This window comes from Microbacterium sp. USHLN272, from assembly GCF_037149655.1.
GTDB lineage: Bacteria > Actinomycetota > Actinomycetes > Actinomycetales > Microbacteriaceae > Microbacterium > Microbacterium galbinum.
On the sequence record NZ_JBBCRA010000002.1, the window covers coordinates 89,434 to 111,270 of the forward strand.

Consider the following 21,837-nt stretch of genomic DNA (forward strand, 5'->3'; position numbering starts at 1 on the left):
GGCGGATGCTGCGGCATCCGCCCACCGGACCATTCTCAGAAAGGAAACATCATGAGCGTTCTCACCCTCGACCAGATCCGGATCCACCCGGGATCGGCGACGCAGGAGGAGGCCCTGCAGGAGGCGACCGACATCCTGGTCTCGGTGGGCGCCGTGACCCCGGCCTACGTCGACGCGATGCGTCAGCGCGAGGAGACGGTCTCGACCTTCATGGGCAACGGTCTCGCGATCCCGCACGGCACCAACGAGACCAAGGACGCGATCCTCGCCTCGGCCCTCTCCGTCGTGCGCTACGACGGCGGCGTGGACTGGGCGGGCGAGCCGGCGACGTTCGTGATCGGCATCGCCGGACGCGGGGACGAGCACCTCGAGATCCTCTCGCAGATCGCGATCCTGTTCTCCGACGAGGACGACGTCGCGAAGCTGACGGCGGCGCAGACCCCCGACGAGCTCTTCGCCCTGCTCTCGGCGGTGAACGAGGGATGAAGGCCGTCCAGTTCGGCGCCGGCAACATCGGCCGCGGGTTCGTGGGCCTCCTGCTCCACGAGGGCGGCTACGAGGTCGTCTTCTCCGATGTGGCGGATGCGCTCGTCGATGCGATCAACGCCGTCGACGCGTACACGGTGCACGAGGTCGGGCCGGGGGGCGTCGACCGCACCGTGACCGGGTTCCGGGCCGTCAACAGCAAGACCGATCCGGATGCCGCGGCCGACGAGGTCGCCACGGCCGACGTCGTGACCTGCGCGGTCGGCCCGACCGTCCTGCGCTTCATCGCGCCGACGATCGTCGCGGGTCTCACCCGCCGCTCCCCCGACGCCGCGCCGCTGGTGATCATGGCGTGCGAGAACGCGATCGGCGCGACCGATCTGCTCCGCGCCGAGATCGAGAGCGCCGCGGGCGCCGACGCGCGCGAGCTGCTCGCGAAGGCCGTGTTCGCGAACACCGCCGTCGACCGCATCGTGCCGGCCCAGCCCGAGGGTGCGGGAGTCGACGTCACGGTCGAGCCGTACTTCGAGTGGACGATCGAGCAGGGCCCGTTCGGCGGCTCGCTGCCGAGCATCCCCGGCGCGCACTTCGTCGACGACCTCGCCCCGTACATCGAGCGCAAGCTGTTCACCGTCAACACCGGTCACGCGGCCACCGCGTACTTCGGCGCCCGCGCCGGCATCGACCGGATCTCCGACGCCCTCGCCGATCCGCAGATCGCCGCGGCGGTCGGCGCGGCCCTCGAGGAGACCTCGGCGGTGCTCGCCGCGACCCACGGGCTCGACCCGGCCGATCTGGCCGAGTACCGCGCGACCATCCTCGAGCGCTTCCGCAATCCGGCGCTCGTCGACACCGTGCAGCGCGTCGGACGCCAGCCGCTGCGCAAGATCTCGCGGCACGAGCGGTTCATCGGACCTGCCGCCGCCGCCGCCGAGCACGGCCTGTCGACGGACGCGCTCGTGGCGGCCATCGCCGCGACCCTCGAGTTCGAGGATGCCGAGGACACCCAGGCCGTCGAGCTGCGCCAGCTGCTCGGCACGCTGGACGCGCAGACGTTCACGACGCGCACGACGGGGCTGGAGCCGCAGCATCCGCTCTTCGTCGCCGTCGAGGCGGTCGTAGCCGCCCGACAGGACGCTCTCCGCGCCGCCTGATCCATCGATCTCGGACGCCCCCGCACCCCGATACGATCGGGGTGCGGGGGCGTTTTCGGTACACGGACGTGCGGGGGCAACATGGACACCTATGCCGTGATCGGCGCGGGACCGTCGGGCCTGGCCGCCGTCCGCGCTCTGCGGAAGCGCGGCATCCCCGTCGTTGGCTACGAGGCCTCGCACGGCGTCGGCGGCCTCTGGGACATCTCCAATCCGCGCAGCACGATGTACGAGTCGGCGCACCTCATCTCGTCGCGCACGACGACCGAGTTCCGCGAGTTCCCGATGCGATCGACGGTCGACTATCCGGGGCACGCGGCGCTGCTCGAGTACTTCCGGGAGTACGCCGATCACTTCGGTCTCACCGAGCTCTTCCGCTTCGACACGCGCGTCACCCGGCTCAACCCCCGCGACGACGGCGGTTGGGACCTGACGAGCGTCGGCCCGGACGGCGAGCGCACGCGGCGGTACGCCGGCGTCGTGCTCGCGAACGGCACGCTCGCCGAGCCGAACGTCCCCACCTTCCCGGGCGACTTCACCGGCGAGTTGCTGCACACGAGCGCCTACTCCTCCCCCGCGCAGCTCGCGGGACGCCGGGTGCTCATCATCGGCGCCGGCAATTCGGGCTGCGACATCGCAGTGGATGCCGTGCACCACGCCGACGCGATCGACATGAGCGTGCGTCGCGGCTACTACTTCGTTCCGCGCTACCTCTTCGGTCGCCCGAGCGACACCCTGAACCAGGGCCGTCCGCTGCCCGCCCGGCTCAAGCAGGCCGTCGACTCCCGCGTGCTGCGCGCCTTCACCGGCGACCCCGTGCGGTTCGGCTTCCCGAAGCCGGACCACCGCATCTACGAGTCGCATCCGATCGTGAACACCATGGTGCTCAATCACCTCGGCCAGGGCGATCTGCGCGTCCGGCCCGACGTCGACCGCTTCGACGGCTCGACCGTGCACTTCCGCGACGGATCGTCCGGCCAGTACGACCTGGTGCTCCTCGCGACCGGCTACCGACTCGATTATCCGTTCGTCGATCCCGCGCACCTGAACTGGCGCGGCGCCTCCCCCCGGCTCTTCCTGCACGTGTTCCCGTCGTCGTTCAACGGGCTGTTCGTGATGGGCATGATCGAGGCATCCGGGATCGGCTGGCAGGGCCGCTACGAGCAGGCGGAGCTCCTCGCCACGTATCTCGACGCGGCGGAGCGGGACCCGGCCCGCGCGGCGCGGTTCCGCGCGAGGGTGACCGATTCCGCCTGGCCCGACCTCACCGGCGGGTATCACTACCTGGGCCTCGACCGCATGGCCTACTACGTCAACAAGGACGCCTACCGCGGCGCTGTCCGGCGGGAGCAGCAGGCTCTCGCGCAACCCGCGTGAGCGGTGCTCTCCCAGGCATCGCGCGTACCCTGGAGAGGTGCAGAAGAAGCGTGGCCGGCGCGTCCTGAAGTGGACGCTGTGGAGCATCCTGATCCTCGTCCTCCTCGGCGCCGGCGGCATCGTCGCCTGGAGCCAGATCGGTGTGATGGGGGCGGAGAAGGCCCCCCTCGCCGCCGTGCGCGAGAACCCCGCGATCTCGGTCGACGACGCGGAGCAGGGCATCGTCCTGGCGCCCGCCGACGGGGATTCCGAGATCGGTCTCGTCTTCGTGCCGGGCGCGAAGGTCGACCCCTGGGCGTACGCCGCGATCCTGCAGGGCGTCGCCGAGGAGGGGGTCACTGTGGTGATCACGCGCCCCTGGCTGAACCTCGCCTTCTTCGACCCGCGCCCCCTCGACTCCTTCACCTCCGCCGCGCCCGACGTCGACGTGTGGGCCGTGGGCGGCCACTCCCTGGGCGGCGTGCGCGCCTGCCAGCTCGCGGCGGATGCCGACGCCCTCGTGCTCTTCGGCTCGTACTGCGCCAACGATCTATCCGGCACCGATCTCGCGGTGCTCAGCCTCGCCGGCTCCGAGGACGGCCTCTCGACGCCGGCGAAGATCTCGGATGCGCGCGGAAACCTGCCCGCCGATGCCGACCTCGTCGAGATCGACGGCGCCTCGCACGCCTCGTTCGGGGACTACGGCCCGCAGGCCGGCGACGGCACGCCGTCGATCTCGGACGAAGAGATGCACGCCACGGTCACCGAACTCCTCGGTGCGTTCCTCTCCGAGGACGCGCTGGCCGCCGCGGGCTGAGCGCGGAGGTCAGCCGATCCGCGAGATCAGCGACTCGAGGCCCATGCCGTAGTCGATGCGCACGACCGGCAGCGCCAGCTTGTCGGTGCCGATCTCGACGTAACCCGGCTCGATGGTGCGCGCCATCTCGAAGCCGGCCTGCGTCACGCCCTGCTTCGCCGTGTCGTTGTAGTGCCCGAACGGGTAGGCGATGACCTCGCGCACGCCCAGCACGTCGCCGGAGGTGTTGAGGTCGGCGGCGATCTCGTCGGCGGTCCAGTTCTCCATTCGGCCCCGACCGTTGGCACCGGCCTGGTGCATGTCGTGCGTGTGCGAGCGGCGCAGCACGTACGGCGACGGCGGCGGGTCCTGCCGGTAGGCGGTGATCATGAACGATGTCGAGAGTAGCTTGTACTTGTCGATGACCGGCACGGCGAGGTCGAACCACGTCTGGTCGGCGTCGTCATCGGTGATGATGACGGAGCGCGCGGGTAGCGACAGCCGGCCGTCGATGAACGCGCTCAGCTCGTCCCACGTGGGCAGGTAGAACCCGGTCGTCGCGATGTGGTTCATCTGCGCGTCGAAGTCGCCGATGTAGGCGTAGTTGCCGCGCAGCCACCCGGACTCCCCCTCGGGGTTCGGGGTGAACTGGTGGTACATCAGGATCGGCACCTGCACATCGGCCGCCGTGTTCGCCTCGGGCGTCGTCCACGCGCCGAACAGCTCGACCTCGGCATCCGTGCAGACGACCGCGTCCGCACCGTTGACGCGCGCCGCGACGTTCTGGGCCGCCGCATCGTCGGCCGTGGCGTACCACCCGGCGAACACGCGACCGTCCTGCGCCGGGATCGGCAGGTACTGGTAGAGCGCGCCCTGCGACTGCACCTGCATGTCGAGCGCGATGCCCTCGCCCGTGAACGACACGGCGCACCCGTTCGGATCACCGGAGTCGGCGACGAGCTGCTGCGCCGCGGTCAGCGGGCGCTCGATCGGCGTCGCCTCGACGCGCGGGACGGGCTCCGGCTCGCGATTCATCCACGTGAAGGCGGCAGCAGCACCACCCGCCACGACCGCCACGGCGACGACCGCGCCGATCCAGATCCCCCGGCGTCTGCGCCGTGCCCGCGAACGGCTCCCCCGAGTCGTCATGGTCAGGCGTCGAAGCCTTCGGCGATCATCTCCACGAGCTCTTCGCGCTCCTCGACCGGGAGGAACGTCGCGGCCGCGGCGTTGAACTGGAAGGTCTCGAGGTCGTCGAGGTCGTACTCGAACGCCTCGACGAGAAGGGCGAGCTCACGGGTGAGCGAGGTCGCGCTCATGGTGCGGTTGTCGACGTTCACGGTGACGGCGAAGCCGAGCTGGTAGAGCAGATCGAACGGGTGATCGGCGAGCTCCGAGCCCCAGGCGGCGACCGCCCCGGTCTGCAGGTTCGACGACGGCGACAGTTCGAGCGGGATCTCGCGGTCGCGCACCCAGCGCGCCACCTCGCCGAACTGCACCTGCACCTCATCGCCCTCGCGCGTGATGACCTCGAGGTCCTCGGCGATGCGCACGCCGTGCCCGAGCCTCAGGGCGCGTCCGTCGAGCAGGGCGGAGCGGATCGAGTCGAGTCCGGCCGCCTCGCCGGCGTGCACCGTCACGGGGAAGAAGTTGTCGGCGAGGTAGTCGAAGGCCTCGCGATAGTTCGACGACGGGAAGCCGTCCTCGGGGCCCGCGGCGTCGAAGCCCACGACGCCGCGGCCGCGGAAGTCGACCGCGAGTTCCGCGATCTCCCGGGCGCGATCGTGCTGGCGCATCGCCGACAGCAACTGGCCGACGCGGATGCTGTGCCCCGCGGCGTCCGCGGCGTCCTCGCCCTCCTCGATCCCCTGCTGCACGGCCTCGACGACCTGCTCGAGGCTGAGGCCGCCCGCCAGGTGCTGCTCGGGTGCCCAGCGCACCTCGCCGTAGATCACGCCGTCCTTCGCCAGGTCCTGCACGAACTCCCGGGCCACCCGGGTCAACGCCTCCGGGGTCTGCATGACCGCGATCGTGAGGTCGAACGTCTTCAGGTACTCGACCAGCGAGCCCGAATCGCTCTGCTTCGCGAACCAGCGCCCGAGCGAGCGTGCATCGCTCTGCGGCAGCTCGATGCCCGCGGCATCCGCCAGCTCGACGATCGTCGCCGGACGCAGCGCGCCGTCGAGATGGTCGTGCAGCGACACCTTCGGCAGACTCCGCAGGGAGATCCCCTGGATCTTGACGTCGCCGTTCGCATCGATCGCCATGGGGATCCTCCAGTCGCAGAAAAGTGTGGCGGTGGTGACCGCCGTGTTCAGGGTAGCGGGCCGGAGGTCAGGCCGTGATGCGTTCGCGCACGATCGGTCCGCGCGCGGGTGCATCCGCTCCGATCTCCCACGCTCCCTCGAGGGCCTCGATCGCGCGCGGGAAGCGCGCCTCGTCGGCCGCCGAGAGCGTGAACAGCGACTGTCCGGCGACGACGCGGTCGCCCGGCTTCGCGTGCAGGTCGATCCCCGCCTCGAAGATCACGGGGTCCTCGGCGCGCGCACGGCCGGCGCCGAGACGCCAGGCCGCGATGCCGAACGGCAGGGCGTCCATGCGGCTGATGACGCCGTCGGCGGGCGCCGTGACGACGTGGGTCTCGCGGGCGACCGGAAGCGCGGCATCCGGGTCGCCGTCCTGCGCGCGGATCATCGCCTTCCACTGATCCATCGCGCGCCCGTCGTCGAGAGCCGCCTCCACATCGGCATCCGGCTGACCGGCCAGCGCGAGCATCTCGCGGGCGAGCGCGATCGTGAGCTCGCGGACGTCGGCGGGACCTGCGCCGGCCAGGATCTCGACCGACTCGCGCACCTCGTTGGCATTGCCGATCGCGAAGCCGAGGGGCACGTTCATGTCGGTGAGCAGGGCCGTCGTCGCGACGCCCGAATCGGTGCCGAGCGCGACCATCGTGCGAGCGAGCTCACGCGCACGATCGATGTCCTGCATGAAGGCGCCCGAGCCGAACTTGACGTCGAGCACGAGGGCGTCCGTGCCCTCCGCGATCTTCTTCGACATGATGCTCGACGCGATCAGCGGGATCGCCTCGACCGTGCCGGTCACGTCGCGCAGCGCGTAGAGCTTCTTGTCGGCGGGGGCGAGACCGGAACCCGCCGCGCAGATCACCGCACCCACGTCACCCTGCATCTGGGCGAACATCTCCTCGTTGCTGAGCGCCGCGCGCCAGCCGGGGATCGACTCGAGCTTGTCGAGCGTGCCGCCCGTGTGGCCGAGGCCGCGGCCGCTGAGCTGCGGCACCGCCACCCCGAACGCCGCGACCAGCGGAGCGAGCGGCAGCGTGATCTTGTCGCCCACGCCGCCCGTGGAGTGCTTGTCGACCGTCTTCTTGCCGAGAGCGGCGAAGCTCATCCGCTCCCCCGACGCGATCATCGCGTCGGTGAGCACACGGATCTCGTCGCGCTCCATGCCGCGCTGGAAGATCGCCATCGCGAACGAGGCCATCTGCGCGTCCGAGACGTAGCCGCGCGTGTACGCGTCGACCATCCATCGCAGGGCGGGTTCCGGAACGGCTCCGCCATCGCGCTTCGCGCGGATGACGTCGACCGCGTCGTAGGGCTCCACCGTGCTCATCGTGCGTCCTCCAGGTCGCGGGGGCCGAACGCATCCGGCAGTACTTCGTCGATCGTGCGGATGCCGGAGACGGTTTCGAGCAGCATTCCGGGCATCGCGTGCTCGAACAGCAGCTGACGGCAGCGGCCGCACGGCATGATCGTCTGCCCGTCGTTGTTCACGCACACGAAGGCGACGAGCTGGCCGCCGCCGGACATGTGCAGATCGCCGACGAGAGCGCACTCGGCGCACAGGGTGACGCCGTACGACGCGTTCTCGACGTTGCAGCCGGCGACGATGCGCCCGTCTCCCACCAGTGCCGCAGCCCCCACGCGGTAGCGCGAGTAGGGGGCGTAGGCCTTCTCCATGGCGGACGTGGCGACCTGGCGCAGCTCGTCCCAGTCGATGTCTGTCATGTCTCTCCTAGGACTTGATGTACGGTTCGCCGTCAGCCGCGGGGGCCCGCGACTTCCCGACGAGGCCGGCGACCGCGAAGATCGTCACGACGTACGGCAGCATGAGCATGAACTGGCTCGGCACCGGGGATCCGATGACGCTGAGCACGCCCTGCAGGTTGGTGGCGAAGCCGAACAGCAGCGCCGCGAGTGTGGCCTTGATCGGGTCCCACTTACCGAAGATCACCGCGGCGAGGGCGATGAAGCCCGCGCCCGCCGTCATCTCCTGGTTGAAGCGCGGCACCGAAACGAGCGTGTAGAACGCGCCGCCCATGCCGGCGACGGCACCGGCGAGCAGGATCGCCCGGTAGCGGGTCGCCAGAACCTTGATGCCGACCGTGTCGGCCGCCTGCGGGTGCTCGCCGACCGCGCGCAGGCGCAGACCCCACCGGGTGCGGTACAGACCGAACCAGACGAGCGCGACCACGAAGAACATCAGGTAGACGATGAACGACTGGCGGAACAGGATCGGGCCGATGACCGGGATCTCGCTCAGCACGGGGATCGACACGGTGTCGAACGTGGCCGGGCTGTTGAGGGTCTCGGTGTTCGGGGCGAGCACCACGCGGAAGAGGAAGGTCGTCAGACCGATCACCAGCACGTTGAGCACGACACCGACGATGACCTGGTCGACGTAGTACGTGATCGTGAAGACGCCGAGCACGAGCGAGACGAGCATGCCCGCCCCCATCGCGGCGACCAGACCCGCCCACGGCGAACCGGTGATCGACGAGGCGATCGCCGCCGAGAAGGCACCCGCCAGCAGCTGCGCCTCGATCGCGATGTTCACGACACCGGCGCGCTCACCGATCACGCCGCCCAGGGCGCCGAAGATCAGGGGCGTGGCCAGGGCCAGCGCTCCCCCGAGCAGGCTGATCATGCGCAGCGTCTCACCGGCGGCGGCCCAGGCGAGGAAGCCCAGCAGGAGGGCCGCGACGTAGACGATCACCAGCCAGAGCGGGATGCTGCGACGAGCGGATGCCCGCACGAACGCGAAGACGGTGACCGCGGCGAGCACCACGACGGCGACCCAGGCGGTCGCGTTCGCGGGCAGGATCACGTCCGGGATCGCGAAGAACGCGTCGGCCGAGGCCAGCCGGAAGGTCGTCTCCCCGTCGCGCGGGGCGAGCAACGGCAGGAGGGCGAACAGGACCGTGAAGATCCCGAAGATGATCGGCGCCTTCCACGAGGCGACGGCGACGGCGCGCGGCTCCTCGATCGCGACGGCGGCATTCGTGACGGCGCTCATGCCGACACCTCCTGCTTCTGCGACTTCTTGGCCGCTCGGGTCTTCTTGCGTGAGGGACGCCCGGGCTGCGGGAGACCGAACATCGCGCGCACCAGCGGGGGCGCGGCGATGAAGAGCACGATCAGCGACTGCACGACGAGCACGATCTCGATCGGGATGCCCTGCGAGGACTGCATCGTGAAACCACCGGTCTTGAACGCCCCGAAGAGGAGTCCGGCGCCGAGGATGCCGATCGGCGAGGAGCGCCCGAGCAGAGCGACCGTGATGGCGTCGAAGCCGATGCCCGCGTCGATCGAACCGCCGAAACCGCTGGTCTCGGTGCCGAGGATCTGGCTGATGCCGGCGATACCCACCAGCGCACCGGCGATCAGCATGACGACGAAGTACATCTTGCCGACGTCGATACCCGCGACCCGGGCCGCCGCGGGGTTCTCCCCCACCGCGCGGAAGCGGAAACCGAGCGACGAACGCTCGAGCAGCCACCACGTGAAGGCGACGGCGGCGAGTGCCACGACGAAGCCCCAGTGCAGCTTGTAGGAATCGCCGAGCAGCGACGGGAGCACCGCGGAGTCGGGCATCGGAGCCGTCTTCGGGTTGCTCGACCCCGGAGCCTGCAGGATGCCCTGCGTCGCCAGCATCCAGGCCAGCAGGTAGAAGGCGATGTGGTTGAGCATGATCGTCGTGATCACCTCGTGCGCGCCGGTGCGCGCCTTGAGCAGTCCGGCGATACCGGCCCACAGGGCTGCGGCGACCATACCGGCGATGACGGCGGCGATCAGGTGCAGCGGGAACGGCATGTCGATCTGCGTCGCGACGTATCCGCCGGCCGCGGCCGCCATGAGCATCTGCCCCTGACCACCGATGTTGAACAGCCCGGCGCGGAACGCGAGGCCGACGCCGAGTCCGGCCGCGATCAGCGGCGTCGCGAACTTGAGCGTCTCGGTCAGCGGACGGATGCCGGTGGCGAAGTCGTCGGCGTTGAAGTTGTAGATCGCGCCGCGGAACAGCGCGGCGTACGCACCGCTGACGGCCTGCCAGACGGCGGCGATCATGTCACCGGGACGGGCGAAGAAGTACCCCGCCGTCTCCTGCACCTCTTCGTTCGTCGCCGCGATCATGATCGAGCCGACGACGACCGCGATCAGGACGGCGAGCACCGAGATGATCGCGTTGCCCGAGACGATCTGCTGGAACGCGACGCGCCACCGCGAGGGGGCCACGACGGTCTCCGGCTCGGCGAGCGGTCCCTTGGTCTCTGCGACGCTCATGCGCTCTCTCCGTTCATGCCCGCCATCATCAGACCGAGCTGATCGCGGGGGGTGTTGCCGGGCACGATGCCGACGACGCGGCCGCGGTACATCACGAGGATCCGGTCGGCGAGGGCGGCGACCTCGTCGAGCTCGGTCGAGATCACGATCACCGGAACACCGGCATCGCGCGTGTCGATGATGCGCTTGTGGATGAACTCGATCGATCCGACGTCGACTCCACGGGTCGGCTGCGCGGCGACGAACAGCGCGAGGTCGCGGCTGAGCTCGCGGGCGAGGACGACCTTCTGCTGGTTACCGCCCGACAGACGGCCGGCGGCCTGCGCCGGTCCCTGCGTACGGATGTCGAACTCGGCGATCTTGGCGCGGGCGAATTCGTCGAGAGCGCCACGGCGCACGGTTCCGGCGGAGACGAACTCCCCGCCGAACGACCGGTCGAGCATGAGATTCTCCGAGATCGAGAACTCCTTGACGAGACCGTCGACGCTGCGGTCCTCGGGCACGAAGCCCACACCCGCGTCGAGGATCTGCCGCACGCTGCGTCCGACGAGCTCTTCGCCGTCGAGGCGGATGCTTCCGCGCACGTGGTCCTGCAGGCCGAGGATCGCCTCGGTGAGCTCGGTCTGGCCGTTGCCCTGCACACCGGCGATCGCGAGGACCTCTCCCCCGTGCACCTCGAAGCTCGCGTCGTCGACGAGGACGATGCCGGAGCGGTCGGTGACGGTGAGGCCCTGCACGCTGAGACCGTTCTCGCGCAGCGTCGGTACGTCCTTGTGGACGGTGAGCTCGACCGCGCGGCCGACCATGAGCGAGGCGAGTTCCTCGTTCGAGGCCGTGGGCGATGCCTCGCCGACGACCTTGCCGAGACGGATCACGGTGATGCGATCGGCGACCTCACGGACCTCGCGGAGCTTGTGGGTGATGAAGACGATCGACGTGCCCTGCGACTTGAGCTGGCGCATCGTCGCCATCAGCTCGTCGGTCTCCTGGGGGGTGAGCACGGCGGTCGGCTCGTCGAACACGAGCACCTTCGCCTCGCGCGACAGCGCCTTGATGATCTCGACGCGCTGCTGCACGCCGACCGGGAGGTCTTCGACGAGGGCGTCGGGGTCGACGGCGAATCCGAAGCGGTCCGAGATCTCGCGCACCTTCGCGCGAGCGGCCGCGAGGTCGAGACGACCTCCGAATCGGGTCTGCTCATGGCCGAGCATGACGTTCTCGGCGACGGTGAAGACGGGGATCAGCATGAAGTGCTGGTGCACCATGCCGATGCCGGCCGCCATGGCGTCGCCGGGTCCGTCGAAGTGCTGGACGACGTCGTCCAGCAGGATGTCTCCCTCGTCGGCCTGGTAGAGGCCGTAGAGAACGTTCATCAGCGTCGACTTCCCGGCGCCGTTCTCTCCGAGAAGACAGTGGATCTCACCCTCTTCGACGGTGAGATCGATGTGGTCGTTGGCTGTCAGCGCCCCGAATCTCTTCGTGATGCCGCGCAGTTCAAGCTTCATGTATTCGATCCTATTCAGCAGACCGGAGCGTCGGGAATGCCTCCCGACAGGACGGAACGGGGAGGCCGACGAGCGTCGGCCTCCCCGTTCTCAGTGAATCACTCGCTCAGGTAGGAGTTGACGGTGACGGTGCCGTCGATGATGTCCTGCTGCAGCTGGGTGACCTCGTCCTGCAGGCCGGCGTCGACCTTGTCGGCGAAGTTGTGGAGGTCGGCGATGCCGACGCCCTCGTTCTCCAGCGTGCCGATGTAGGTCTCCGGGTCGAACTCGCCCTTGCCGCTGGCGAGGACGGCCTCGTAGGTCGAGAGGTCCATGGCCTTGAGGACCGAGGTGAGCACGACGTCCTCCGTGCTCGGGTCGGTCTCGAACAGGTCGGCGTCGGCGCCGATCAGCGCGACATCCTTACCGGACTCCTTGATGGCCTGCTGCGCCGACTGGTAGATCGGGCCGCCGACGGGGAAGATGACGTCGACGTCCTGGTCGAGAACGTTGACGGCGACCTGCTTGGCGTCCTGGTTGGCCTCGAAGCCACCCGTGAACGAGCCGGTCTTGCCGTCCCAACCGACGACCTGGACGTCGGTGCCCTTGACCTCGTTGTAGTGGTCGACGCCCTGCTTGAAGCCGTCCATGAAGATCGTGACGGTCGGGAACTCCATGCCACCGAAGGTGCCGACCTTGCCGGTCTTCGAGTAGCCGGCCGACAGGTAGCCCGCGAGGAAGGCGGCCTGGGCGGTGTCGTAGAGGAGCGGCTTGATGTTGTCCGCGTCCTTGGTTCCGTCGAAGTCGTTGTCGGCGGCGTCGTCGACGAGGATGAAGTCGACGTCCTCGTTGGCGGTGGCAGCCTCGACCGTGGCGGCCGAGAGGGCGAAGCCCACGGCGACGATCGCGTTGCAGCCCTCGTCGACGAGGTTCGTGATGTTGGGACCGTACTCGGTCTCGGCGTTGGACTGGACGTCCTTCAGCTTGACACCGAGCTCATCGGCGGCCTTCGTGGCGCCCTCGAACGAGAGCTGGTTGAACGACTTGTCGTCGAAGCCGCCCATGTCGGAGACGATGCAGGGCAGGAAGTCGGGGGTGTCGCCGCCCGCGTCGCCGCCCGATTCGGCCGGTGCCTGGCCACAGCCGGCGAGAGCGAAGATGACGCTCGCGGCGACGGTCGCGCCGAGAAGCTTCTTGGTGGTGGAGATGGTCAACTCAGTGCCTCCCTGAACGGAACCGCGTCCCTCGCGGATCGATCAAAGTTACCTACTGTTTCACGCTTTTCGTATACCGGCGGCCCTCGCTCCGGTGAATCTTTACAAACTCGAAACCTGGAGCGCCGATGAGCACGAGGCGCTGCTCATCAGAGCACGTCGCCCCGTCCCGTGAGTTTGAGCGACTCCACGACACCCTTCACCCGCTGCGCGTGCTCGACCGTCGTGACCAGCAGCGCATCGGGCGTATCGACCACCACGATGTCCTGAACGCCCACCAGGCTGATCACCCGCGAGGTCTGACTCACGAGGATTCCGGTCGCGGCATCCGAGAGCACCCGGGCGTGCGGCCCGAGGACCGCGAGATCGTTCTTGCGCCCGTTCGTGATGAGCTTCGTGAGCGAGGCGAAGTCCCCCACGTCGTCCCAGTCGAAGTGGCCCGGGACCACGGCGAGGCGCCCGCGGCGCGCGGCGGGCTCGGCCACCGCGTAGTCGATCGCGATCTTCTTCAGACGCGGCCAGATCCGATCGACCGCGGGACCGCGGGCCTCGCGGTCGTCCCAGGCCTCGGCCAACTCCTGCAGTCCCGCGTGCAGCTCGGGCTCGTTCGCCGCGAGCTCGTCGAGCAGCACGCTCGCCTTCGCGATGAACATCCCCGCGTTCCAGAGATAACCGCGGTCGGCGAGATATCCCTTCGCCGTCTCGAGGTCCGGCTTCTCGACGAAGGTGTCGACGAGCGCCGCCTCGCGCGCGCCGTCGACCACGAGCTCGGCGCCCATCTTGATGTAGCCGAATCCGACGGCCGGCTCCGTGGGTGAGATGCCGATGGTGCAGATGTAGCCCTCGCGGGCGACCTCCACGGCATCCCGCACTGCGAACTCGAACACGCGCGTACCGCGGATGACGTGATCGGCGCTGAACGACCCGATGATCACATCGGGGTCGCGGCGGTGGAGGATGGCGGCGGCGAGGCCGATCGCGGCAGCGGACTCGCGCGGCTCGGATTCGAGGAAGACGTTGAGATCGGCGATGCCGGGCAGCTGCTCCTCGACCGCGGCGCGGTGGGCGCGACCGGTGACGACGGCGATGCGATCGGGGCCCGCCAGGGGGACGAGCCGATCCCAGGTGTCGCGCAGCAGCGAATGACCCGATCCGGTGAGGTCGTGCAGGAACTTCGGCGCATCCGCCCGGGACAGCGGCCACAACCGGCTGCCGATTCCGCCCGCGGGGATCACGGCGTAGAAGTCTTCGATCGGTTGCGTCATGCCGCCAGGGTATCCCGGGGTGATCGCAGACTCCCGGTGCTGCTCAAGAACGCCTCAAGACGCGCCGGAGTTAGGTTCCCCTTCGTCGCCCCCCGCTGGAAGACGGGAATAGGATGGACACCGATCGGGCGTGCCTGGCGGCATGCGACCGACGCACATCGATCCAGGGAGGACGACCGTGTCCACGAGCGCTCGCTTGACACCGTCGATTTCGGAAACCACGTCCAAGACCCCCCGCGGCACCCTCTACCGGGGTCGCGAAGGCATGTGGTCGTGGGTGCTTCACCGCATCACCGGAGTCGCCATCTTCTTCTTCCTGTTGGTGCACGTGCTCGACACGGCGCTGATCAGGGTCTCACCCGAGGCGTACAACGCCGTCATCGGCACCTACAAGAACCCGATCATGGCGATCGGCGAGGTGGTCCTGGTCGCGGGCATCGTGTTCCACGCGATGAACGGCCTCCGCATCATCGCCGTCGACTTCTGGTCGAAGGGCGCGAAGTACCAGCGACAGCTCTTCTGGGGCGTGCTGCTGGTGTGGGGCATCATCATGGCCGGTTTCGTGCCGCGACACCTCATGCTCGCGTTCGCCGGATTCACGGGAGGTGGACACTGATGTCCGCGCAGACCATCGCAGCGCCGGCCCGTCGCCGCCGCGGATTCAACCTCGAGAAGTGGGGCTGGATCTTCATGCGCGCCTCGGGCATCGTGCTCGTCGTGCTGATCTTCGGCCACCTCTTCATCAACCTCATGGTCGGCGAGGGCATCCACGCCCTGGACTTCGCGTTCATCGCCGGCAAGTTCGCGACCCCGTTCTGGCAGTGGTGGGACGTGCTGATGCTGTGGCTCGCACTGATCCACGGCGCGAACGGCATGCGCACGATCGTGAACGACTACGTCACGAACAACACCGCCCGCAAGGCGCTCATCTGGGCACTCGGCCTCGCCGCCGGACTGCTGATCCTGCTCGGCACGCTCGTCGTGTTCACGTTCGACCCCTGCTTGGGTGTGACCGAGTCGAGCACGCTGTGGGATTCGTGCCAGTCGCTGGGCAACTAAAGAAGAAGGCATACGAGAAGTGACTACCGAGACGCAGGATTCCGTCGTCCGTGACGGCGTGCACTACCACCAGTTCGACATCGTCATCGTGGGCGCCGGCGGCGCCGGCATGCGCGCGGCGATCGAGGCGGGCCCCGGTGCGAAGACCGCGGTGATCTCGAAGCTGTACCCGACCCGCTCGCACACGGGCGCGGCGCAGGGCGGCATGGCCGCGGCGCTCGCCAACGTCGAGGAGGACTCCTGGGAGTGGCACACCTTCGACACGGTCAAGGGCGGCGACTACCTCGTCGACCAGGACGCGGCGGAGATCCTCGCGAAGGAGGCCATCGACGCGGTCATCGACCTCGAGAACATGGGCCTCCCCTTCAACCGCACGCCCGAGGGCAAGATCGACCAGCGTCGCTTCGGCGGTCACACGGCCGAGCACGGCAAGACGCCGGTGCGCCGCGCCTGCTACGCGGCCGACCGTACCGGCCACATGATCCTGCAGACGCTGTTCCAGAACTGCGTCAAGCTCGGCATCAACTTCTTCAACGAGTTCTACGTGCTCGACCTGCTGACGGTGAAGGATGCCGACGGCAAGACGCAGGTCTCCGGCGTCGTCGCCTACGACCTCTCCACCGGTGAGCTGCACGTCTTCCAGGCGAAGGCCGTGATCTTCGCCACCGGCGGATTCGGCAAGATCTTCAAGACCACCTCCAACGCGCACACCCTCACGGGTGACGGCGTCGGGATCGTCTGGCGCAAGGGCCTCCCGCTCGAGGACCTCGAGTTCTTCCAGTTCCACCCGACCGGTCTCGCCGGCCTCGGCATCCTGCTCACCGAGGGTGCCCGCGGTGAGGGAGCGATCCTGCGCAACGCCTCGGGCGAGCGCTTCATGGAGCGCTACGCGCCGACCATCAAGGACCTCGCTCCTCGCGACATCGTCGCGCGCTGCATGGTGCAGGAGGTCGCGGAGGGCCGCGGCGCCGGCCCGCACAAGGACTACGTGCTGCTGGACTGCACGCACCTGGGTGCCGAGGTCCTCGAGACCAAGCTCCCCGACATCACCGAGTTCGCCCGCACGTATCTGGGCGTCGACCCGGTCGTCGAGCCGGTGCCCGTGATGCCGACCGCGCACTACGCGATGGGCGGCATCCCCACGAACAACAACGGCGAGGTGCTCGCCGACAACGACACGATCGTCCCGGGTCTCTACGCAGCCGGCGAGTGCGCGTGCGTCTCGGTGCACGGCGCCAACCGTCTCGGCACCAACTCGCTGCTCGACATCAACGTGTTCGGCAAGCGCTCCGGCCGCAACGCGGTCGAATACGTCAAGACGGCCGAGTTCGTTCCGCTCCCCGAGAACCCGGCGGCCTTCGTCTCCGACATGCTCGAGGGCCTGCGCAACAACCAGGGCACCGAGCGCATCGCCGTACTGCGCAAGACGCTGCAGGACGAGATGGACAAGGGCGCCCAGGTCTTCCGCACGCACGAGTCGCTCCAGCACGTGCTGGGCGTCATCGCCGAGCTGCGCGAGCGCTACAAGAACGTGCACGTCGACGACAAGGGCCACCGCTTCAACACCGACCTCCTCGAGGCCGTCGAGCTGGGCTTCCTGCTCGACATCGCCGAGGTCGTCGTCTACGCCGCGCAGAACCGCGAGGAGAGCCGCGGCGGCCACATGCGCGACGACTTCCCGAAGCGCGACGACGAGAACTACATGCAGCACACGATGGCGTACCTCACCGGAGACGCGCACTCGTCCGACCCGGGCGACCACATCAAGCTCGACTGGAAGCCCGTCGTCTTCACCAAGAACGAGCAGGGCGAGTTGAACTACCCGCCGATGGAGAGGAAGTACTGAGCATGTCGAACGCCATCGCCGAGGCCCCCGCAGACACGACCGAAGAGACCGGGATCCAGTCCTTCATCGTCACCTTCAACATCCGCCGCTTCGACCCCGAGGTCGACTCCGAGCCGCACTGGGTCGACTACGACGTGGAGCTCTACTCCACCGACCGCGTGCTCGACGCGCTCCACAAGATCAAGTGGGAGGTCGACGGCTCGCTGACCTTCCGTCGCTCCTGCGCGCACGGCATCTGCGGATCGGATGCCATGCGCATCAACGGTCGCAACCGTCTCGCCTGCAAGACGCTGATCAAGGACCTCGACATCTCGAAGCCGATCTACGTCGAGGCCATCAAGGGACTTCCCCTCGAGAAGGACCTCGTGGTCGACATGGAGCCGTTCTTCGCCTCCTACCGCGAGGTGCAGCCGTTCCTCGTCGCGAGTTCCGTTCCCGAGAAGGGCAAGGAGCGCACCCAGTCGATCGCCGACCGCGAGATCTTCGACGACACCACCAAGTGCATCCTGTGCGCCGCGTGCACCTCGTCGTGCCCCGTCTTCTGGACCGACGGTCAGTACTTCGGCCCGGCGGCGATCGTCAACGCGCACCGCTTCATCTTCGACTCGCGCGACGACAACGCCGCCGTGCGTCTCGACATCCTCAACGACAAGGAGGGCGTCTGGCGCTGCCGCACGACCTTCAACTGCTCCGAGGCCTGCCCCCGTGGCATCGAGGTCACGAAGGCGATCGCCGAGGTCAAGCAGGCCGTTCTGCGCGGACGCCCCTGACCTGCATCCGGCATTCGTTCGAGAACGGGCGGCTCCCTCGGGGAGCCGCCCGTTCTCGCGTTTCGGCCCGTTGTCACCGATCGATAATGTGGAGGGCATGTCCGCTCCCCGTCCCCTCCGCGCGCGGCTCGAGGCACCCATCGAGCGTGTGACGGAGCTGAAGGACCGCACCCTCGCCGCCTTCCCCGTACGGGTCTGGCGCAACTTCGCGTTCAGCAACGGCTTCCTGCTGTCGGCGGGGATGAGCTACTACGTGCTCTTCGCCCTCTTCGCGCTGCTGTACGTCGGCTTCGCGGGCGCGGGTCTCTGGCTCGGAGCGAGCAGCCTCGCGATCGAAGCCCTCGTGCGCCTGGTCAACACGTACATCCCGGGGCTGATCGCCCCGGAGGGCGGCCTGTTCTCGGTCGAGGACGTCACCCAGATCGCTCAGGACTCCACGGGCATTCTCGGTGTCACCGGAGCGATCGCCGTCGGCGTGGCGCTGTGGACGGCGGTGAGCGCGGTGACCTTCACCCGACGCGCGGTGCGCGACCTCTTCGGACTGCCGTTCGATGCGCGCCCGTACTGGTTGCTCAAGGTGCGCGACTTCTTCGCGGCGATCGTCTTCGGCGGGGCCATGCTCGTCGGCGCGGTGCTCATCTCCCTGAGCGTCTGGGCGCTGGAGCAGATCTTCCTGCTCTTCGATTGGAGCACCGGCACCTGGTTCTTCTCGTTCGGCGCGCAGACCGTCTCGGTCGTCGTGGCCTTCGCCCTCGATGCGACCGCGCTGGCGATGCTGGTGCGCTTCCTGACGGGTACGCATCTGCACTGGCGATTCATCTGGCCCGGTGCGATCCTCGGCGGAGGCGCGATGGTCGTGCTGCAGCTCGGTGCCGGATTGCTGCTCTCGCACGTGCCCAGCAATCCGCTGCTCGCCTCCTTCACCGTGATCATCGGTCTGCTGCTGTGGTGCCGCTGGCTGGCGATCGTGGTGCTGATGGCGGCCTCGTGGATCGCGGTGGCGGCCGAGGACAAGGATCAGCCGCTCGAGCGCGCGGACGAGGAGACGGCGCGCCGGGCCGAGAAGCAGGCGCTCCTGCTCGCCGCCCGCGTGCAGGTGCGCCGAGCGCAGGAGGCCGTCGACACGGCGCCCTGGTACCGGCGACCGGCTGCACGACGCGCGCTGAAGGCCGCGCAGCAGAGGCTGACGGATGCGCGGGCGGACGCCGAGGCGGACGCCGTGACGACAGGCAATGTCCGACCCCGCCCGTAGGCTGGATCACATGCCTCATCTGCGTATCGCCTCGGTCAATGTCAACGGGATCCGGGCGGCCGCCCGCAACGGCATGAGCGGATGGCTCGACGCCGCCGACGTCGACGTTCTGACGCTCCAGGAGGTCCGCGGTCAGGACGAGCATCTCGCAGCCGCCCTGCCCGGCTGGTCGTTCGTGCACGACGAGGCGACCGCCAAGGGTCGCGCCGGCGTCGCGATCGCCAGCCGCGTTCCGGCGCTCGCTTCCCGCACGGCGTTCGGCGCCGAGGACTTCGACTCGAAGGGCCGGTGGATCGAGGCCGACTTCCTGCTCGGCGACCGTCCCCTCACCGTGGTCAGCGCCTACGTGCACTCCGGCGAGGCCGACACCCCGAAGCAGGACGAGAAGTGGAAGTTCCTCGATGCCTTCGGCCCGCGCCTGAGCGAACTCGGCGCCGACGATGCGCTCGCCCTGGTGACCGGCGACCTCAACGTCGGCCACCGTGAACTCGACATCAAGAACTGGCGCGGCAACCGCAAGAAGGCCGGGTTCCTCCCCCGTGAACGCGCCTACTTCGATCGCTTCCTCGGCGCAGCGGGCACCGAGGTGACGGGTGTCGACGGCACGGTCGGCACCGGGCTCGGCTGGGTCGATGTCGGCCGCCGCTTCCACGGAGAGGTCGAGGGGCCCTACACCTGGTGGTCGATGCGCGGACAGGCGTTCGACAACGACTCCGGGTGGCGCATCGACTACCACCTCGCGACGCCTGCACTCGCCGAGCGCGCCACCGGCTACCACGTTGCCCGCGCCGCCGCGTACGACCAGCGCTGGAGCGACCACGCTCCGGTCGTCGTCGACTACACCTACTGACCCGGCACCGGCGGCTTCCCCCGCCCCATAGGATTGAACGCGTGACCAAGCCTCGCCTCTACTCAGGAATGCAGCCCTCCGCCGACTCCCTCCAGATCGGCAACTACATCGGGGCGCTCCTCCAGTGGCGTGATCTGCAGAGTTCGTACGACGCGTACTTCTCGGTCGTCGACCTGCATGCCCTCACCGTCGCTCAGGACCCCGCAGTGCTGCGCGAGAAGACGCGCCGCACCGCCGCGCAGTACATCGCCGCCGGCATCGAGCCCTCGCAGTCGACCCTGTATGTGCAGTCGCACGTGCGGGCGCACGCCGAACTCGCCTGGATCCTCAGCACCATCACCGGCTTCGGCGAGGCCGGGCGCATGACGCAGTTCAAGGACAAGTCGGCGCGGTACGGACAGGACGCCACGAGCGTCGGGCTGTTCACGTATCCGGTGCTGATGGCCGCCGACATCCTGCTGTACCAGACCGATGTGGTTCCCGTGGGCGACGACCAGAAGCAGCATGTCGAGCTGACCCGCGACCTCGCGGAGCGCTTCAACTCGCGCTTCGGCGAGACGTTCACGGTGCCGATGCCGGTGATCCAGAAGGACACCGCGCGCATCTACGACCTGCAGAACCCGACGTCGAAGATGTCGAAGTCGGCCGAGAGCGACGCCGGCGTGCTGTGGATGCTCGACGATCCGGCCAAGTCCGCGAAGAAGATCATGCGCGCGGTGACCGACAACGAGGGCTCCGTGCGCTTCGACCGTGAGAGCAAGCCCGGCGTCTCGAACCTGCTCACGATCTACGCGGCCCTCTCCGGCCGCCAGGTCGCGTCGATCGAAGACGAATACGCCGGACGCGGCTACGGCGACTTCAAGAGGGGCCTCGCGGAGGTCGTCGTGTCGGAGTTCGAACCGGTGCGCGCCCGCGCGCTCGAGCTCCTCGACGATCCGGCCGAGCTCGACCGCATCCTGGCGGACAACGCCGGACGCGCGGATGCCGTGGCCGACGCGACCCTCGCGCAGGTCTACGACCGCGTCGGCCTGCTCCGCCGGGTCTGACCCTTCACCCTAGGATGACCTCGTGACCGATCCCCAGCTTCCTCCGCCGTCCGGTTCCGTGCCCTCAGGCTTCGTTCCCCCGGCTCCGCCGGCCGCACCGCCCGTCGCGCCCGCACCGCCCGCAGCCGCTCCGGCTCTCGCACCTGCGGCGTACGGGGCGTCCGTTCCGCCCGTTCCGCCGGCGCCCGGCTACGCCGCGCCTCCCGGGGCCTATCAGGTGCCGGTCGGCGGATACGCGGCCCCCACCGGTGCCTACACCGTCCCCGACCCGGCACCCCGGCCGTCGAAGTTGACCGGCACGCTGTCGCTGGTCTTCGCTCTCGTCGCCGCCGTCGTCACGCCGATCGTGGCGGCGTTCGCCTCGTACGAGATCGGCCGACGGGTGCCCGAGGCGATCGTGCGCCTCAACAGCGACGACCTCTCGTCGCTCGCCGTCCTCTCCCCCGCCCGCGACCAGGTGCTGTGGGCGGAGATCTCGTTCTGGGCCGGCACGATCCTCGGCATCGCCGCGATCGTGCTGGGCATCATGGCCATCGCACGCAAGCGCGGTCGCGGCCAGGGAATCGGCGCGCTCATCGTCGCGGTCGTCGGCCCCGCGATCTTCTTCCTCATCGCCGGGGTCGCGCTCGGCGCCGGAGCGGCAGCCGGAGGGATCGGCCTCTACAGCTGAGGCGCCCG

At 68.8% G+C, this 21,837-nt stretch carries 21 protein-coding genes; 12 read left to right on the forward strand and 9 right to left on the reverse strand.

The window, feature by feature from the left end:
* Window positions 1-51: 51 nt before the first annotated feature.
* The 4 genes from WFJ97_RS13740 (at window position 52) to WFJ97_RS13755 (ending at window position 3,813) form a co-directional block, all read left to right on the forward strand.
* Window positions 52-486, forward strand: coding sequence for a PTS sugar transporter subunit IIA (locus tag WFJ97_RS13740; protein ID WP_247624824.1), 435 nt, complete (start codon window positions 52-54; stop codon window positions 484-486).
* A complete protein-coding gene (locus WFJ97_RS13745; RefSeq protein WP_336641931.1) occupies window positions 483-1,640 on the forward strand; it encodes a mannitol-1-phosphate 5-dehydrogenase in 1,158 nt (385 codons plus the stop codon). Before WFJ97_RS13740 ends, WFJ97_RS13745 begins: the two co-directional genes overlap by 4 nt.
* Window positions 1,641-1,721: 81 nt before the next feature.
* Window positions 1,722-3,017, forward strand: coding sequence for a flavin-containing monooxygenase (locus WFJ97_RS13750; RefSeq protein WP_336641932.1), 1,296 nt, complete (start codon window positions 1,722-1,724; stop codon window positions 3,015-3,017).
* Window positions 3,018-3,054: 37 nt separating this feature from the next.
* Window positions 3,055-3,813 carry an alpha/beta hydrolase gene (locus WFJ97_RS13755; protein WP_336641933.1) on the forward strand — a complete coding sequence of 253 codons (759 nt, stop codon included), beginning with the start codon at window positions 3,055-3,057 and terminating at the stop codon, window positions 3,811-3,813.
* 9 nt (window positions 3,814-3,822) lie between these two features.
* Here WFJ97_RS13755 and WFJ97_RS13760 read toward each other — a convergent pair whose 3' ends face one another.
* The 9 genes from WFJ97_RS13760 to WFJ97_RS13800 form a co-directional block, all read right to left on the reverse strand.
* Window positions 3,823-4,941, reverse strand: a complete 1,119-nt coding sequence (locus tag WFJ97_RS13760; RefSeq protein WP_336641934.1) for a polysaccharide deacetylase family protein — start codon at window positions 4,939-4,941, stop codon at window positions 3,823-3,825.
* Window positions 4,942-4,943: 2 nt separating this feature from the next.
* Window positions 4,944-6,059, reverse strand: coding sequence for an adenosine deaminase (locus WFJ97_RS13765; RefSeq protein ID WP_336641935.1), 1,116 nt, complete (start codon window positions 6,057-6,059; stop codon window positions 4,944-4,946).
* A gap of 67 nt (window positions 6,060-6,126) precedes the next feature.
* Window positions 6,127-7,422, reverse strand: a complete 1,296-nt coding sequence (locus WFJ97_RS13770) for a thymidine phosphorylase (RefSeq protein WP_336641936.1) — start codon at window positions 7,420-7,422, stop codon at window positions 6,127-6,129.
* Window positions 7,419-7,817 (reverse strand): cytidine deaminase, encoded by a 399-nt coding sequence (locus tag WFJ97_RS13775; protein ID WP_247624831.1) that lies wholly within the window; start codon window positions 7,815-7,817, stop codon window positions 7,419-7,421. The genes WFJ97_RS13770 and WFJ97_RS13775 overlap by 4 nt, the downstream gene beginning before the upstream one ends.
* Window positions 7,818-7,824: 7 nt before the next feature.
* Window positions 7,825-9,105, reverse strand: coding sequence for an ABC transporter permease (locus WFJ97_RS13780; RefSeq protein ID WP_247956569.1), 1,281 nt, complete (start codon window positions 9,103-9,105; stop codon window positions 7,825-7,827).
* Window positions 9,102-10,373, reverse strand: coding sequence for an ABC transporter permease (locus WFJ97_RS13785; protein ID WP_336641937.1), 1,272 nt, complete (start codon window positions 10,371-10,373; stop codon window positions 9,102-9,104). Before WFJ97_RS13785 ends, WFJ97_RS13780 begins: the two co-directional genes overlap by 4 nt.
* Window positions 10,370-11,878 (reverse strand): ABC transporter ATP-binding protein, encoded by a 1,509-nt coding sequence (locus WFJ97_RS13790; protein WP_336641938.1) that lies wholly within the window; start codon window positions 11,876-11,878, stop codon window positions 10,370-10,372. Before WFJ97_RS13790 ends, WFJ97_RS13785 begins: the two co-directional genes overlap by 4 nt.
* Window positions 11,879-11,976: 98 nt before the next feature.
* Entirely contained in the window at window positions 11,977-13,071 is a 1,095-nt protein-coding gene (locus tag WFJ97_RS13795) for a BMP family lipoprotein (RefSeq protein ID WP_247624835.1), read from the reverse strand.
* Window positions 13,072-13,220: 149 nt separating this feature from the next.
* Window positions 13,221-14,336 (reverse strand): mannose-1-phosphate guanylyltransferase, encoded by a 1,116-nt coding sequence (locus WFJ97_RS13800; RefSeq protein WP_247624836.1) that lies wholly within the window; start codon window positions 14,334-14,336, stop codon window positions 13,221-13,223.
* Window positions 14,337-14,514: 178 nt separating this feature from the next.
* On the opposite strand from WFJ97_RS13800, the gene sdhC reads away from it, so the two are divergent.
* The 8 genes from sdhC to WFJ97_RS13840 all read left to right on the forward strand — a co-directional run bounded on the left by sdhC (window position 14,515) and on the right by WFJ97_RS13840 (window position 21,829).
* Window positions 14,515-14,952, forward strand: coding sequence for a succinate dehydrogenase, cytochrome b556 subunit (gene sdhC, locus WFJ97_RS13805; RefSeq protein WP_247624837.1), 438 nt, complete (start codon window positions 14,515-14,517; stop codon window positions 14,950-14,952).
* A complete protein-coding gene (locus tag WFJ97_RS13810; protein ID WP_336641939.1) occupies window positions 14,952-15,395 on the forward strand; it encodes a succinate dehydrogenase hydrophobic membrane anchor subunit in 444 nt (147 codons plus the stop codon). The genes sdhC and WFJ97_RS13810 overlap by 1 nt, the downstream gene beginning before the upstream one ends.
* A 19-nt stretch (window positions 15,396-15,414) precedes the next feature.
* Window positions 15,415-17,241 (forward strand): succinate dehydrogenase flavoprotein subunit, encoded by a 1,827-nt coding sequence (gene sdhA / locus WFJ97_RS13815; protein ID WP_336641940.1) that lies wholly within the window; start codon window positions 15,415-15,417, stop codon window positions 17,239-17,241.
* Window positions 17,242-17,243: 2 nt separating this feature from the next.
* Window positions 17,244-18,011 carry a succinate dehydrogenase iron-sulfur subunit gene (locus WFJ97_RS13820; RefSeq protein ID WP_247624840.1) on the forward strand — a complete coding sequence of 256 codons (768 nt, stop codon included), beginning with the start codon at window positions 17,244-17,246 and terminating at the stop codon, window positions 18,009-18,011.
* 97 nt (window positions 18,012-18,108) lie between these two features.
* Window positions 18,109-19,263: a YihY/virulence factor BrkB family protein gene (locus WFJ97_RS13825; protein WP_336641941.1), complete on the forward strand. Its 1,155-nt coding sequence runs from the start codon at window positions 18,109-18,111 to the stop codon at window positions 19,261-19,263.
* A 10-nt stretch (window positions 19,264-19,273) separates the two neighbouring features.
* The gene (locus tag WFJ97_RS13830; RefSeq protein WP_247634313.1) at window positions 19,274-20,113 is read left to right on the forward strand and encodes an exodeoxyribonuclease III; all 840 of its coding nucleotides are present in this window, start codon (window positions 19,274-19,276) and stop codon (window positions 20,111-20,113) included.
* A gap of 41 nt (window positions 20,114-20,154) precedes the next feature.
* Window positions 20,155-21,159, forward strand: a complete 1,005-nt coding sequence (gene trpS, locus WFJ97_RS13835; protein ID WP_336641942.1) for a tryptophan--tRNA ligase — start codon at window positions 20,155-20,157, stop codon at window positions 21,157-21,159.
* Window positions 21,160-21,181: 22 nt separating this feature from the next.
* Window positions 21,182-21,829, forward strand: coding sequence for a hypothetical protein (locus WFJ97_RS13840; RefSeq protein WP_247624843.1), 648 nt, complete (start codon window positions 21,182-21,184; stop codon window positions 21,827-21,829).
* The last annotated feature ends 8 nt before the right edge of the window (window positions 21,830-21,837 follow it).